Genomic DNA, 15,843 nt, shown 5'->3' with positions numbered 1-15,843 from the left:
GCATCAAATAAACAAATGGGTCTGGGACGTGATGAACAAGCTGCAAATATTGTGGAACGACGGTGAGCGCGTCTTGTGTCGGACTCTAGAGGCTACCGGTGGTCCAGCTAACCATTTGGTTGTGAGGGCTGCCGCGGAACAGCCACTTCCCGTCAGTCTGGAGCGATTCAGTCACGAGTTCGCCTTACAGGGGGAGCTGAACAGTTCCTGGGCAGCAAGACCGCTGGAGTTCGTACGGGACGGCAGCCGCACTCACTTGGTGTTGGAGGACGCTGGCGGCGAACCGCTCGCTCGATTGCTGGCCGGACCCATGGAGACCGGTCAATTTTTACGTCTATCCGTGACGATATCGGCAGCGCTGGGCATGCTGCACCGACGGGGCCTTGTGCACAAAGATCTCAAGCCGTCTCACATTCTCGTCAACTGCTCGGATGGGGGAGCACGACTCACGGGGTTTGGCCTGACATCACAGTTGCCACGCGAGCGGCAAGCACCTGAGCCGCCTGAGACGATCGCGGGCACCTTCGCGTATATGTCGCCGGAGCAAACGGGCAGGATGAACCGTTCGATCGACTCGCGTAGTGACCTGTATGCTTTTGGCGTGATCCTGTACGAAATGCTGACTGGCTCGTTGCCTTTCAAAGCAACTGATCCGATGGAGTGGGTTCATTGTCATATCGCCAAAAACCCGGTAGCACCCAGCACGTATCTGAGCACCATTCCCGAGGCTATTTCGCAGATCGTCATGAAGCTGCTCGCGAAGACCGCCGAGGATCGTTATCAAAGCGCCGTCGGTGTCGAATCTGACCTGCGCCGCTGCCTTTCAGAATGGCAGCAGGGGCAGCGCATCGGGCATTTTACGCTTGACGAGCACGGCTCCTTCGATCACCTGCTGATTCCCGAAAAGCTCTATGGTCGTGAATCCGAAGTGCAAACGCTGGTGGCGGCTTTCGGTCGAATCGTCAACGGCGGTGCACCCGAGCTCGTGTTGGTAACCGGGTACTCGGGTATTGGCAAATCCTCAGTCGTCTACGAGCTACAAAAGGTGCTGGTGCCATCCAAGGGACTGTTTGCTTCCGGCAAATTCGACCAGTACAAGCGCAATATCCCCTATTCGACCCTGGTACAGGCTTTTCAGGGAGTTGTGCGTACGCTCCTGGGCAAAAGTGACGCTGAGTTAGCAGACTGGCGCGATTTGATCTCCGCGGCACTGGGTGCTAATGCGGCGCTCATTGCGGACTTGATCCCGGAACTGAAACTGATTATTGGCGAGCCAATCCCTGTTCCAGAGCTGGATGCTCAGCAGTCGAAGCGCCGTTTCATGACGGTTTTTCAGCGTTTTATCGGGGTGTTTGCACAAGCGCAGCACCCGCTGGCGTTGTTTCTCGACGATCTACAGTGGCTCGACGCAGCTACCCTCGATTTGCTTGAACATCTGCTGGCAAGCGCGGAATTGCGGCATTTGTTGATCATCGGAGCCTATCGCAACAATGAGGTAGGTTCGGACCATCCATTGAGCAGCAAGCTCCATTCCATCCGCAATGCTGGCGTCAGAGTCGACGAAATCGTTATTTCGGCTCTTGGCCGAACCGAGATTGTCCCGTTGATCAGCGAAGCGCTGCATTGCGCATCAGAACGTATCGAACCTTTGGCTCAACTGGTGCAAGAAAGGACTGCCGGCAATCCATTCTTCGTGATTCAGTTTCTCCAGACGCTTGTGGATGAAGAGCTACTGACCTTCGATCATGGTGCACGGCAATGGCAATGGGACGCCCACCGAATCAATGCCAAAGGCTACACCGATAATGTTGTGGACCTGATGGTGGGCAAAATTTCACGACTGCCTATGGGAACTCAACAGGCGTTGCAGCAGATGGCTTGTCTTGGAAGTGTTGCCGACATCGCCACACTTTCCACAGTCCTCGACATTTCGCCGACGCAGGTTCACGCGGTGTTATGGGAGTCGATTCGTCAGGAGTTAGTCACCTGCGTTGAAGGTACTTACACCTTTAGCCACGATCGCATTCATGAAGCCGCTTATTTGCTTACACCCGAAGTTGGACGGGCTGAGGCGCATCTGCGGATTGGACGGCTGCTCGTTGCGCAGACCGAGTCGAAGCCCCGCGAGGCGACGATCTTCGAGATTGTCGGGCAGCTCAATCGCGGTATTGAGTTGATTGCTGATCAGGATGAGCGTGAGCAGTTGGCCCAATTGAACTTGATGGCCGGCCAACGCGCGAAGGCATCGACTGCCTTTGACTCGGCGCTTTCGTATTTCACCATCGGTGCTCAGCTTCTCGACGAAGAGGCATGGGCAGGCCAGGAGGAGCTAAAGTTTGCATTGGAGTTATCTCGAGCCGAATGCGAACTTTTGACCGGAAAATCGATAGCGGCTGAAGAGCGGCTGGCGATGTTATCCACCCGAGCGTTGACGGTCGCCAAGCGCGCTTCGGTTACCTGCGTGCAGGTAGCGGTTTATCTGATCCTCAACAAGAACGAAAAGGCGGTCACTGTTTGCCTGGACTTCCTCCGTCATGTGGGCATTGATTGGTGCTCCTCCCCGAGTGATGAACAGGTCCATGATGAGTACGAAAGAATCTGGTCACTGCTGGGAGACCGGACCATCAAGGAGCTCATCGACTTGCCCCCCATGGAGGGCACCGTTGCTCTATCGACCGTTCAGGCCTTGACCACACTGTTTCCGGCCGCTCTCAACTCTGACAGGAATCTCGCGTGTCTGACGGTCATCAAGGTAATAACTCTGAGCCTCGAGCACGGAAATGGTGACGCCTCTTGCTTGGGGTACGCTAACTTCCCCAGGGTTGCAGGACGCTTATTTGGAAATTACAGGGCCGGGTTGGAGTTCGCCCAGCTAGGGTGTGATCTGGTCCAGCGTCGCGGTTTGGAACGCTATCAAGCGAGCACGCTGCTATCTTTTTCCATCTTCGTATCACGTTGGGTTCAGCCGGTGCGGACCGGTGCTGAGCAATTACATGAGGCATTCGACGCTGCAAATCGAAGTGGTGATTTTGCCTATGGAGGTTTCGCGTGCAATAGCCTCATTTCCAACATGCTTTTCGTTGGCGAGCCGCTGACTGAAACCCAGCTTGCAGCAGAACGTGGTCTGGCATACGCGCAAAAGGTGCGCTTCGGCCTGGTTATCGGTTTCCTTGAAAACCAGATTGCGTTAATCCGCATGCTTCGTGGTTTGACGCCGGTGTTTGGCTGTCTTGATGGAGAGCTGTTTTCCGAACATCAGACTGAGCGACGTCTGGCCCAAAATTCCAGGCTGCTCGTATGTTGGTACTGGATACGGAAGCTGCAGGCACGCTATCTCGCCGGTGACTATGCAGCTGCCTTGGATGCTGCCTTGAAAGCTCAGCCATTCTTATGGGCCTCGCACTCTTTCCTTGAGGAGGTTGAATATTACTTCTATGCCGCCCTGACAATGACGGCGCTTTACGATTCTGCTTCCGACGTTGAAAAACGGCATTACTTGGACACGTTAGCTACGCATCACCGAGAGCTTCAGGTCTGGGCTGATCTATGCCCACAAAATTTCGCGAGCCACTGCGTCTTTGTGACTGCGGAAATCGCCCGATTGGAAGGACGAATACATGACGCGGAGCAGCTCTATGAACAGGCCATAGAGGCAGCCCAGCATTACGAGTTGATCCACCTGGAGGCCCTGGGGAACGAACTTGCTTCACGTTTTTACGCCGCACGTGGTCTTGACAAAGTGTCGCGTCTGTTTCTCGTGGAGGCGCGCTATCGGTATCAGGTCTGGGGAGCTGACGGCAAAGTTCGACAGCTTGAGGAGTGGTTCCCCTCTTTGAGAGCGGAAGCGGCTGCGTTTGCGCCTACCACGACGATCACCGCTCAGGTTGAGCACCTCGACCTTGCAACCGTACTCAAGGTGTCTCAGGCCGTATCGGGTGACCTTGTCCTGGAAAAGCTGATCGACATGGTCATGCGCACCGCCCTTGAACAGGCTGGTGCCGAGCGCGGCCTTCTGATTCTTTCGCGAGGTGGCGAACATCGGGTGGTCGCACAAACGATCGTCGGAGAGGCGTTCACGCACATGAGTGATGCCCCGGTGGGTGCGGATTTTTTACCTGAATCGGTGCTCAATCATGTTTTGCGGACCCGAGAGGCCGTCTCAATTGCCGATGCGGCCGCGGATCCGTCTTTTGCCCATGATCCCTATACGCGTAAAGTGCGGGCCCGATCGATTCTCTGTTTACCCTTGATGGTCCAGGCCAATCTCACAGGAGCGCTTTATCTGGAGAACAATCTGGCGGCGCGGGTGTTCAGCTCTGCACGAATAGCCGTGCTCAAACTGGTTGCGTCGCAAGCCGCTGTCTCGCTGGAAAACGCGCGTTTATACAGAGACGTCGCTGAACGCGAAGCGAAAATTCGACGCCTTGTTGATGCCAACATCATCGGAATAGTTTTCTGGAATATCAATGGCACCATCATCGATGCCAATGAGGCGTTCCTGCGGATGGTTGGATATGAGCGAGAGGAGCTCTCTTTGGGGGAAATTCGCTGGAGAGATCTTACCGCCCCTGATTTTCGTGATGCCGCTGAGCAAGCGCTGGTTGAAGCGTTAACACATGGGAGTGCGCCTCCCTATGAGAAAGAGTACGTCAGGAAAGATGGGACTCGCCTCCCTGTGATCGTAGGTTTGGCAATGTTCGGTGCGAAGAGCGAGGAAGGTGTCGCTTTTGTGCTGGATCTGACTGAGCGAAGAAAGGCGGACCTGAGAATTCGCGAAAGCGAGCGACGGTACCGTGAAGTTCAGACAGAACTTGCTCATGCCAATCGCGTCGCAACCATGGGTGAGCTTGCCGCCTCGATTGCTCACGAAGTCAGTCAACCCATTGCCGGAACGCTAAACAATGCGGCGGCCGCTCAGCGTTGGCTGAATATTCAACCACCGGACCTCCAAGAGGTCGGCTGGGCACTGGAACGTATACTCAAGGATGGTGAGCGTGCAGCCGCCGTACTCAATCGCATTCGCGGCCTGATACGCAAAGCTCCGCCTCAAACGAGCGCAGTGGACATCAATGCCTGCATACGTGAGATGGTGGATCTTACCCGCAGCCAGGCCAACAAGAACGGCACCTTGATGCACGTCCAGCTGGCCGATGACCTGCCGTGTATTCAGGGGGACCGGATCGAGCTTCAACAAGTCCTGCTCAACTTGATCGTCAACGCTCTTGAGGCAATGAATCAGGTGGGTGAAGATGACCGTCAATTACTCGTTGGTTCTGCCCTTGAGGCCAGTGGCTTGGTGGTTGTCAGTGTGACCGATTCGGGGCCGGGGTTTGCGGCTTCGAGCATCGAGCAAATATTCGCCCCTTTTTACACCACCAAACCGACAGGTCTGGGGATGGGCTTGTCGATCTGTCGCTCCATCGTTCAGGAGCATGGGGGGCAACTCTGGGCAAGCGCCAAACAACCCCATGGGGCGATTATTCAATTTTCTCTCCAGCCCTGCACCGACGATCAATGACGATATTCCTGGGCGTCGCGGTGCAGAACTCCAGTTGCATGTGTACCTACAGGCCAGGAGGCTCGCCAAGGCAACGGTGTCGGTGCTAACCACGGGTATCGGAAGTTCAAACCAAAGGATAGTAGAACGCGCTGCCTTGGGCGGCTCACAATTTGGCTTTTCAGGTAGCGTCCGCCATGACCCGTTCTGCTCTTGCTGCTCCGCTCAATCGTCCACGTACCGTATTGTTCATCGCGTACCCGGAAATGGGCCTGCTGGACCTGACCGGGGCGCAGACAGTCTTCTGGGCCGCTGACAAGGCCATGAACGAGCGTGGCCTGCCAGGATATCACCGCCCGACTGCCAGCATCGCTGGCCGCCTGACCAAAACAGCGGAGGGGGTCTCCGTCGCCACGGAGCGACTGTCTACGCTTGTGGGTGAACCTATCGACACGATCGTCGTCCCCGGTGCGCCAGAGATTCTTCGGGCATTGGACAAAAACGCTGAACTGATCGACTGGCTGTCATGCATGGCGCCCCAAGCGCGTCGTACCGCCTCAGTCTGCAGCGGGGCGTTTCTGTTGGCGCAAGCGGGGCTGCTCGACAGCAAAAGGGTGGCCACTCACTGGGCAATGTGCGACATGTTCACATCACGTTTCCCGACAGTGAATGTCGACAAGGATGCGATTTTCATTCAGCAGGACAGGGTCTGGACATCGGCGGGCGTTACTGCCGGTATCGATTTGGCGCTTGCCTTGGTCGAGGTCGATTGCGGGCGTGACGTCGCGATGCAGGTAGCCCGCGAGCTGGTGGTTTTCATGAAGCGTCCGGGAGGACAATCCCAGTTCAGCGAGATGCTCCAGTCGCAGATGCAAGACGGCGATACGTTCGCCGATTTTCATATTTGGTTAACCGAGAATTTAGTTCGTGAAGACCTGGATGTCGAAGCGATGGCACGCCACGCAAACATGAGCGCCCGTAATTTCAGTCGCGTCTACAAACAGAAAACCGGGCGCCCCCCGGCTAAGGCGCTTGAGTTTTTTCGCTTGGAAGCGGCTCGCCGCCTGCTAGAGGACTCTGACCGCAGTATCGGTCAAATAGCGTCTGCTTGCGGGTTCGGCGATGAAGAGCGCATGCGGGTCACCTTCCAGCGTCATCTGGCCATCTCCCCACGGGATTACCGCATCCGGTTTTCTCGCTGAAGAGTTTCTCTGACGGGCAAAAAAACGCCCGCCCAAAATATCAATGGCAGGCGTCTGGGAAGTGCCAGTACAGCAAGGAGGGCTCTGTACCGGTAAGGGATGGACAGATCAGGCATTAGCGGCGGAGCTGGATGCCAAGCGCAGACGATTGCAGCTCAACAAGCGCATGACGTAACCGAGTTTGATCGCCGTCGGCCCGAGGATCGTCAGTGCATGCGCGCCCACCAGTTGCGGAAGACGCAGATACGCATCGAGCCAGTAGGCGAGGATGATCCCGACGACGAGCATCACCAGCCCGCCGATCAGCAACACATGTGACAGCTTCAATACCCGCTGCGCATTGTCGAAAAAGCCATATAGGTCGATCATCGCCAACGGCTCATGCCATTCGAATCGATGGGGCGGCGGCCAGCGCTGTCGGCGCTCGGGGCGCTCCAGACTCCACCAAAGCCAGCGCCAATCACCAGGGCGTGCTGTTTCATCGGATCACTCCTGAAGAAAAAATGAATCGTTTAAGGGGGCTGTCGGTTCGAACACGGACCGTCGTGCGCACCCGTTAGATGCCCAGGCTGCAATCAACCATTGCTGTGCGCATGGCGGTTCGATTCGCTGAAGATGATGCTATCGGGGAAGGGGGCGCGTGACATTTCTACATAAGGTCAGCGGCGATATGCATAAGTGTGAGCCGGGTAGACCAAGGTATAGAAGCGGGTCGCGCGGGTCAGTCGAAGTGATGTTGGTTTGAGTACAAAAGGGCCTTCCGAGGGCCCTTTTTTCATCTCTCTCAAGAGTGGCGGTTAAAAATTTCGTCAGCTTGCCTACCCTGACAGGGTCCAGTCGTCACAACCATCCGCGAACCTCATTCCGAATAAAGTCTGTGAAGATTTTGACTCTGATTGGAGTGATGTTTCCGAACGCATGCACAGCATGCAAGGCAAGCTCAGGTAACGGGTGCTCGCGCAACAACTCCACCAACTTCCCAGTTTCCAGATCCTGTTGGACCATACACCTCATCACATAGGCCACGCCCATGCCTTCAAGGGCTGCCGCGCGAAGGCCGAAGCCTGAGTCCAGGCCGATCCGGCCACGAGGTAACAGCGTCTCGCCATTTTCAAAAAAAATGGGCAACGTGCGACCACTCAGTTGGTAGCGGGCGAACGGCGTGCGCCGCAGATCGTCAATCGAGGCTGGATGACCATGAGCACACAGGAAGCTGGGGGAAGCGACCAGAACCATGCTCATACGCGCCAAGGTGCGAGCCTTGAGCGTGCTGTCGACCAATGAACCCACTCTGAAGATCACGTCATAGCCTTCGCTGATGACCTCAACGTGATGATCAAGAAGCGTAAGGTCTAGATCCACATCGGGGTGTGCAGCGAGAAAAGTCGAGTGAATGGCTGGCATCAGCAGGCGCCCCAACTCGCTTGGCATGCTGACACGCAGGTGGCCTCGTGCGTCCCCGACAGGCCTCACTGCGTCCGCAGAATCGTCGATCGCACGCAGTAATGGCGCAACACGATCAAAAAACGCCTGCCCCTCAGGCGTCAGGCTCAGGCTCCTCGTAGAGCGACGAAATAGAGTGGCTTGAAGCTCTGTCTCCAAGCGGGCGATGCTCTTGGAAATGGCAGAGGGCGTGGTGCCACTGTTGCGCGCAGCGGCGCTAAACGAGCCAGTCTCCACGACCCGGACAAACGCAATCAGGCTGCTGGATTGGTTCAACAGGCTGGACATATTTTGACTCCGAAGCACAACAGTTGTGCTTTGCGCAGGACTGGTTGGGGAAATGCTGTGCTCGATAATACTTGGCCACGTCAATCAACGGAGTCAGGTTATGCAACGTCTTGCAGGAAAAGTCGCAGTCGTCACGGGGGGCAACAGCGGCATCGGATTGGCTGCCGCGTGCCTTTTTGCTCAGGAGGGGGCACACGTTATCGTCACCGCTCGGCGGAACGAAACCCTTGAAAAGGCCATCGCACAAATTGGTCATGGCGCCATCGGTATTCAGGGCGACGTATCCGATCTGGAACATCATGCCCACCTGGCTACTGAGGTCAGGCGACGGTTTGGCGGTTTGGATATCTACATGGCAAATGCTGGGGTAATTACGCTCACCTCATCCCATGAGGTGACACCCGAGGAATATGACCAGCAATTCAATATCAACACGCGAGGCATCTTCTTCGGCGTGCAGTCGATCACGCCACTTCTTCGAGATAAGGCGAGCATCATTCTGACCAGTTCGCTCGCGGCAACCAAGGTGCTGGACGGCCATGCTGTTTACGCTGGCTCCAAAGCGGCAATAGCCGCTTTTGCCCGTCATTGGGCCCTTGAGTTACGTGCACGGCGTATTCGGGTGAACATACTCAGCCCTGGACCGGTGGATACTCCAATCATCGGCAAACTGGGTATCACAGAGCAAATTCGACCGGAGTTTCTGGCGCAAATGTCTGCGCTGATCCCCGCAGGTCGGCTGGGCGACGTACAGGAGCTTGCGCTTGCCGCGCTTTATCTCGCCTCTGCCGACAGCAGTTTTGTCAATGGAATTGAACTGCACGTTGACGGGGGAATGTCATTGGTTTGAGTGCGTCGCTGCCCACAAAAAGACTCTTGCGAGTCTTTTTGTGGGCCAGGGCTGCACTGTCATTAAGCAATTAATGGGTCGATGAACACCAGGCCAAGAGGCCCGCTATCTTTGGCGGGCCCTTTCATTAGCAGAGGGCTCATCATTCCTCCTGCCAGTGCATAGAGAATCGAAACGTGTTGTTGGGAGCTTTCAGCCTAAAGCATTAAGCGCAGCTGACAGTTAGCAGTAAAGATTTATACGCAGGTATGGTTTCGAGGGGATAGAGCCCGGCGCAGACTCATTCCATGAGCGATTCAACGCTCTCGCGGCCACAGAGCCGCTTCGCCTGAGAGTCCGAGCCGAGTTATAGGAGAACGATCATGACAACGTTTTTGAATCATCCCACCCCGACTTCCAATAGCAGTGACACGTACCTCGATGAATTGGCCGGGGAGGAGTTGGTTCCTTCGCGCTATGCGCTGCGTATCGGCGAAATTGATGTGATGGTAGTTAGCGATGGTGTTCTGCCTCTGCCAACCCAGACGATGTCGACGAACGCCGACCCGGCCGCTCGCGCAGCCTGGTTCAAAGACATGTATTTGGGGCCGGACGCGTTCGACTGGGCACTGAACGTGTTGGTCGTACGCAGCGCCGACAAAGTCATCCTCGTCGATGCGGGATTGGGCGGCCAGTTCCCGGGTTTTCCGCGGGCAGGGCAATTTCCCAAGCGACTGAAGGCCGCTGGTATCGAACTGTCGTCTGTGACCGATGTGATCATTACCCATATGCACATGGATCACATTGGCGGGCTGCTCGTTGATGAGGTGAAGGCCCAGTTGCGTCCGGACCTGCGTATCCATGTCGCGGCCACTGAAGTGGAGTTCTGGAAAGCGCCCGATTTCTCTCTCACATCGATGCCAGAGCCGGTACCGGATGTGCTTCGGACCACCGCCCAACAGTTCGTGACCGAGTACGGCAGTAAATTGCACACGTTCGAGGACGAGTTTGAAGTGGCGCCAGGTGTGGTCGCTAAGCTCACGGGTGGCCACACCCCTGGGCACTGCGTGGTTTACGTAAACTCCGGGGGCCAGCGGCTGACGTTCGCAGGCGACGCTCTGTTCCCGGTCGCGTTCGAGCACCCTGACTGGCACAACGGCTTCGAACACGATCCTGATGAGGCGGTTCGCGTACGTGTTCGCCTGTTGCAAGAGGCAGCGGCAAGCGGCGAGTTGTTTGTCGCGACTCACCTGCCGTTCCCTTCCGTTGGGCGAGTGGCAATCGACGGTGACGCATTCCGCTGGGTAGCGAGCTTCTGGGACTACTGAACGCTCGTGGATGGGTGGAGGGGGTCAGGCCAAATGCCCATTGCGCGAAAGTCAAACGCAGTGGGCGTTCGCTAAACGTATCGCGGGGTGGCGCGACAACCAAAACATGCTTGGAAAAGTCTTACGCATAATTGGGTCGTCGCACATTTTTTCTTTGTTTCACTCTCATGACGCCAAGAGTAGGAGGTCCTGTGTCCGACATAAAAGATATGCCGTCCAGTTCGCGCCGGCAGGTGCTTAAAGTCGGTGCAACTGCGCTGGCAGCCGGTTCACTTTCGGCAATGGTAATGGGCGGCGACGGCGCTCAAGCGGCAACTGTTACGAAAACAAAAGTAGGGGGAGACGGAATGACAAGTTTCACAACCAGCGACGGTACTGAAATTTTCTACAAAGATTGGGGGAATGGGCAGCCCATTGTATTTCACCACGGCTGGCCGCTAAGTTCCGATGACTGGGATGCCCAGATGTTGTTCTTCGTCTCCAAGGGCTATCGGGTGATTGCCCATGACCGTCGCGGGCATGGCCGTTCCACTCAAACTTCCACCGGGAACGATATGGATACTTATGCAGCGGATGTCGCGGCATTGGTGGCTCACCTCAAGTTGAAGAATACGGTGCACATAGGACACTCGACAGGCGGCGGCGAAGTAGCACGTTATGTCGCTCAATATGGTGCGGGTAACGTTGCCAAAGCCGTGTTGATCGGCGCCGTTCCGCCCGTGATGGTGAAGTCGTCCAGCAATCCCGGCGGTCTGCCGCTGGCGGTGTTTGATGGTTTCCGCTCCGACCTGGCTGCCAATCGCGCACAATTTTATAAGGCGGTACCCATCCCGTTTTATGGCTATAACCGTGAGGGCGCGAAAGTCCTGGAGGGTGTGACAGACAATTGGTGGCGCCAAGGCATGATGGGTGGTGCTAAAGCACAATACGACTGCATCAAGGCATTCTCTGAAACGGATTTCACTGAGGACTTGAAAAAAATCAATGTGCCTGTTCTGGTCTTACATGGGGATGATGACCAGATTGTTCCGATTGCTGACTCAGCGCACCTTTCGATAAAGCTCCTAAAAAAGGGCACGCTCAAGGTATACAAAGGTTTCCCTCATGGCATGTGCACCACTCACTCTGAAGTTATAAACGAGGACCTGCTCGCGTTTATTGCACTCTGAATACCATAGCCCTTCTTTGTCAGCATTGAAGGGCGCTATCCCTAATAAAGTCGGAACGTTGCTGTTATCAACTTCTTCGGGAACAAGCTTGGTTATCAGCGCCAGAAAAACTTGTTTCTTGCTGAAAGTTGCGTCGGTAGCCAATGCTCAAACTCGTTCGCTCAGACGCGTTATTCGCGGATGTCCGTTTGAAAATTATATACAGCGCGTGGACGCACTGCCGGGTGTTGCTGTGTCGCTTACCACTACAAATCAGTGCAATGAGAAATGAGAGTTGCCTATAGGAGTTTTGATATGTACTCGAAGATGCTCGTTGCCATCGCGTTTGCTTTCCTGGCTACCGCAACCTTCGCTGCCGATGTGAAGTCCGTATCGCGGCTCGCATTTGGCCCCGACAACATTCTGTTCGTTGCCGACTGGAAAGGTGCCCAGGTGCATGCACTGGCGTTGTCTGCGCCTGTGCCCAGAAAGGGCGAAGGGACCTTCAACATCATGGACCTGGAGACATTGCTGTCCAATTCACTTGGTGCCGGCAAGGTTAAAGTCGAAGACATGGCCGCGCGCCCGGGCTCGGGGGAGGTGTACCTGGCCTTGAGCGTCGGAGCGAACAAGTCGCCGGCGATAGTTGCAGTCACTGCCGACCAGAAGGTTCGCAAGCTCAACCTTGCGAGCATGAAGTCGACGACGGTGACGCTGAAGAACTCAAACAAATCCAAGCTTGAGTTCTGGAATGAAACACCGGAACGCAGCTTCACTGTCACGGACATGAAATGGAATAACGGCGAGTTGTTCGTTGTAGGCCTGTCAAACCAGGACTTCGCGTCGACGCTGCGTCGAATTCTGTACCCGTTCACCGACAAGCAGACAATGACGTCGGTGGAGATCTACCACACCACGCACAATCAGATTGAAACGCGTGCCCCCATTCGCGCGCTGTCGTTCGCCACACTCGGCGGAAAGCCTTACGTCGTCGCCACCTATGTGTGCACGCCGCTCGTGACCATCCCGCTCGAGGACCTGAAGGACGGTGCGCACATCAAGGGCAAAACAATCGCAGAACTGGGTTACGGCAATACGCCCGCGGACATGATCTCGTACAGCGCCAAAGATGCGAGTGGCAAGCCGCAAGACATGCTGATGCTGCTGAACTACCACCGTTCGGGCAACATTATCCCGGTCAACGAAATCCAGGCTGCGAATGACAAGCCCGGAATCGACAAGCCCGTGCCTGCCGGTGAAATCCTTGGCATGCGGGAGACGCCGGCACCGTTGGTGGGGGCCACCCGTATCGACAATCTCGACGACCAGTTCTTCATCGTCGTGCGCCGAGCGTTGGAGACTGATGCCTTGCAGTTGGTTTCGTTCGACAAGGCCATGCTGTTCCGGCTGACCGATTTCGTCTCCGAGTACGACTTTGCGCAGTACCGCTACAACAACGACGAGTTCCAGCTCAAGTACTTCAAGCCGGCCCATGACGTCCTGATGAAGCAGGAAGGGTTCCCCGAGCTGATCGGCACGCATGAGTGAGGGCGGTATGACGAGCGCGTTGCGCGCAGTGTGCGCGTTGGCCCTGTGGATTGCGGTCGCAGCTCGGGCGGTCGCGGCTCAACCAGTACCTGTTGCCGTTCAACCGTCCGGACCGGAGGTGTCAGCGAACCTGCTGCGCATCTCACTGGTGTTCGCACAGCCGATTGGCGAGCAGATCCTGCCTCGGTTGGAACTTAGCCAGGTCAACGGCAATGTCATCAATATGCCTTTTTTTGAGCAGGAGCTCTGGTCCCCCAGTGGCAAGGTCCTGACGGTACTCCTGCATCCCGGGCGGGTGAAAACCGGGCTTATTGCTCATGACACCAACGGCCCTGTGCTCCACGTCGGCGATGTAGTTGTGCTGAGGTTGGACGGTCAGGAAATCAAGCGCTGGAAGGTGGGCGCCGACGACTACGATGGCCCGCGCCCTTCTGGCTGGAACATCGGTAGCGTACGAGCGGGTACGCGCGAACCGTTGGTGGTGGAGTTGGACGCTCCCATCGACGGTCGGGATGTCGACTATCTTGCGGTTGCAGGCTCGAGTAATCGCCGTATCCCGGGGCGAGCTCGGCTGGCGATTGGCGAAAAAAAATGGATCTTTACGCCCGATCGTTCCTGGGCTGATTCGCATTACACGCTGGCGGTTTTCGGCAACCTTGAGGATCCTTCCGGCAACCGGTTGAACGGACACTTCGAGTCGTCCGGCACTGCGTCTGAGCCGACGACGGCCGACGTCTACGTCCCTTTAGAGTTGCTGGGGCTTACGCGGAACAATCAGTCCGTTTTACACCGCTCCAAATAAGCTCCCCTCGCAGGGTGGGGCGCTAAAAAGACCTAGGATTTCCAAATAAGAACAGTTGGGCAACGAAAAAAGCGAAGCATTTATTTACCATTCTTCTCATTTTGTTGAATGCCTGCATCCGCCCCGAATTGGAATCCATTGCTTCCAGTTAATAGGAAGCATTACTATTCACGCCCCGTCTTCACAGCGCACCGCAATGACCCCCAAGCTGCCCCGCAGACACGGCTTTTTCGAGCATTACGAAGAGTTGGTTGGCACCTGGACCCGTCGCCTGAGAAATCGTCAGCAGGCCGAGGATCTGGCCCACGACACCTTCGTGCGGGTGCTTGAGTCCGATTCGGCGGCGGTGCAGCAACCCCGGGCGTATTTGCACCAGACCGCGCGCAACATCGCGGTGGATGGTTATCGGCGTGAGGATCGGCGGGGCGCCATGGAGTCAGAGGCGATTGATCACAGTGTGTCGTCGTCCGGCGACCCGGAGCATTTCATGCATGCGGTCCAGTTGGCTGATTCCATCGAACGGGCGCTCACCGAGCTGCCGGTCAATTGTCGCAAGGTGTTCGTCTGGCAGAAGATCGAAGGCCTGACCCAGGCGGAAATCGCCGAGCGCCTCGGGCTGTCCAAGAACATGGTGGAAAAGTATATGATCCGCACCCTGCGGCATCTGCGCGATCGCCTCGACGGACTGCAATCATGATCGGTCGCGCCTTCTCACCCCCAGCCAAACAGGAACTTCCATGATGGATACTCGTGATTGCGCGTGCGGGCAGACAACGGTTCGCGACGAGGCGGCGCGGTGGTTTGTGCGTCTGCAGGAACCGGCCATCGACGTTGCAGAACAGCAGCGCTTCGAGCATTGGCTGGCCGAGCACCCTCAGCATCGCGACGAATTTCAATGGCTTCAGGGCCTGTGGTCGGCCGCGGATCTGCTGCCCGCTGCGCGTCTGCGGGCCCTGTGTGAAATCCCGCCGGCCCTTAGCAAGCGGCGCCCATTTCTGCGTTATGCGGTGGCGGCCAGCGTCGTGGCGGTGGCACTCGGCCTGGGTCTGTTCAGCGGTTTGAATTCATCGTCGACTTACACTGCCGAGTTTTCCACGGCCTTGGGCGAACGCCGCCATGTGGCGCTGCCGGACGGTTCGGTGATCGACCTGAACAGCCGCAGCCACCTGCAGGTTCGCTACGAAAAAGGCCAGCGCGGCATCGAGTTGACCGAAGGTGAAGCGATGTTCAACGTCGCCCACGACAGCGATCGGCCCTTTGTGGTGGAGGCCGGCAGCGGCAAGGTCACGGTCACCGGCACCCGGTTCGATGTGCGTCGCGGCGCCCGTGACACCCGGGTCGCGGTGGAGCAGGGCACGGTCAAGGTTCAGGGGCGAGGTGCTGCCGACAACGCCTTCATCAGCCTCACCGCTGGCCTCGGTACGCGGGTCGATGCCCAGGGCAACGTCGCGGCGGCCTATGCCGTCAACCCGGCCGAGCTGACCGCCTGGCGCAGCGGCAAACTGGTGTTCAACAACGCCAGCCTCAGCGACGTCGCCGAGGAAGTGTCGCGCTATCGCGAGAAGCCTTTGACCGTCAGCAACGACAAAGTCGGGCAGTTGCGCCTGACCAGCGTGTTCAAGTCCGACAACACCGACGCGCTGCTCAAGGCCTTGCCGAACATCCTGCCGGTGGCCGTGCGCACCCTCGGGGACGGCAGTCAGGAAATAATTTCAAAATAAATTCAGGTTTTTTTCGAGTTCATCGTCTTCTTGTCCA

Annotated in this window: 11 protein-coding genes; 9 read left to right on the top strand and 2 right to left on the bottom strand. The window is 56.7% G+C overall.

All coding sequences use genetic code 11. From position 1 onward, the window contains the following. Positions 1-40: 40 nt before the first annotated feature. The gene (locus NTD84_RS03510; RefSeq protein ID WP_262163658.1) at positions 41-5,518 is read left to right on the top strand and encodes an AAA family ATPase; all 5,478 of its coding nucleotides are present in this window, start codon (positions 41-43) and stop codon (positions 5,516-5,518) included. 176 nt (positions 5,519-5,694) lie between these two features. Continuing rightward, positions 5,695-6,699, top strand: a complete 1,005-nt coding sequence (locus NTD84_RS03505) for a GlxA family transcriptional regulator (protein ID WP_262163604.1) — start codon at positions 5,695-5,697, stop codon at positions 6,697-6,699. A gap of 108 nt (positions 6,700-6,807) precedes the next feature. On the opposite strand, the gene NTD84_RS03500 is transcribed toward NTD84_RS03505, so the two are convergent. Both NTD84_RS03500 and NTD84_RS03495 read right to left on the bottom strand, forming a co-directional pair. Next, on the bottom strand, positions 6,808-7,068 hold the full coding sequence (locus NTD84_RS03500; protein WP_262163601.1) for a transmembrane sensor/regulator PpyR: 261 nt from the start codon (positions 7,066-7,068) through the stop codon (positions 6,808-6,810). Positions 7,069-7,539: 471 nt separating this feature from the next. Beyond that, on the bottom strand, positions 7,540-8,430 hold the full coding sequence (locus tag NTD84_RS03495; protein WP_262163600.1) for a LysR family transcriptional regulator: 891 nt from the start codon (positions 8,428-8,430) through the stop codon (positions 7,540-7,542). Between the two features lie 100 nt (positions 8,431-8,530). Here NTD84_RS03495 and NTD84_RS03490 point away from each other — a divergent pair, with 100 nt between their 5' ends. The 7 genes from NTD84_RS03490 (at position 8,531) to NTD84_RS03460 (ending at position 15,806) form a co-directional block, all read left to right on the top strand. Further along, complete coding sequence (locus NTD84_RS03490) at positions 8,531-9,280, top strand: SDR family oxidoreductase (protein ID WP_262163599.1); 750 nt, start codon at positions 8,531-8,533, stop codon at positions 9,278-9,280. A gap of 362 nt (positions 9,281-9,642) precedes the next feature. Then, positions 9,643-10,587: an MBL fold metallo-hydrolase gene (locus tag NTD84_RS03485; RefSeq protein WP_262163598.1), complete on the top strand. Its 945-nt coding sequence runs from the start codon at positions 9,643-9,645 to the stop codon at positions 10,585-10,587. Between the two features lie 347 nt (positions 10,588-10,934). After that, entirely contained in the window at positions 10,935-11,756 is an 822-nt protein-coding gene (locus NTD84_RS03480; RefSeq protein ID WP_262163657.1) for an alpha/beta fold hydrolase, read from the top strand. Between the two features lie 294 nt (positions 11,757-12,050). Further along, positions 12,051-13,283 carry a hypothetical protein gene (locus NTD84_RS03475; RefSeq protein WP_262163597.1) on the top strand — a complete coding sequence of 411 codons (1,233 nt, stop codon included), beginning with the start codon at positions 12,051-12,053 and terminating at the stop codon, positions 13,281-13,283. A 7-nt stretch (positions 13,284-13,290) separates the two neighbouring features. Further along, positions 13,291-14,085 (top strand): hypothetical protein, encoded by a 795-nt coding sequence (locus NTD84_RS03470; RefSeq protein WP_262163596.1) that lies wholly within the window; start codon positions 13,291-13,293, stop codon positions 14,083-14,085. A gap of 196 nt (positions 14,086-14,281) precedes the next feature. Then, positions 14,282-14,782: a sigma-70 family RNA polymerase sigma factor gene (locus NTD84_RS03465; protein ID WP_262163595.1), complete on the top strand. Its 501-nt coding sequence runs from the start codon at positions 14,282-14,284 to the stop codon at positions 14,780-14,782. A 40-nt stretch (positions 14,783-14,822) separates the two neighbouring features. Further along, positions 14,823-15,806, top strand: coding sequence for a FecR family protein (locus NTD84_RS03460; RefSeq protein ID WP_262163594.1), 984 nt, complete (start codon positions 14,823-14,825; stop codon positions 15,804-15,806). Positions 15,807-15,843 lie beyond the last annotated feature (37 nt).

The sequence above is a fragment of the Pseudomonas sp. 14P_8.1_Bac3 genome (genome assembly GCF_025466085.1).
Classification (GTDB): Bacteria; Pseudomonadota; Gammaproteobacteria; order Pseudomonadales; family Pseudomonadaceae; genus Aquipseudomonas.
The sequence above is the reverse complement of the archived record's forward strand: the minus strand, read 5'-3'. Positions and strand labels throughout refer to the sequence as shown.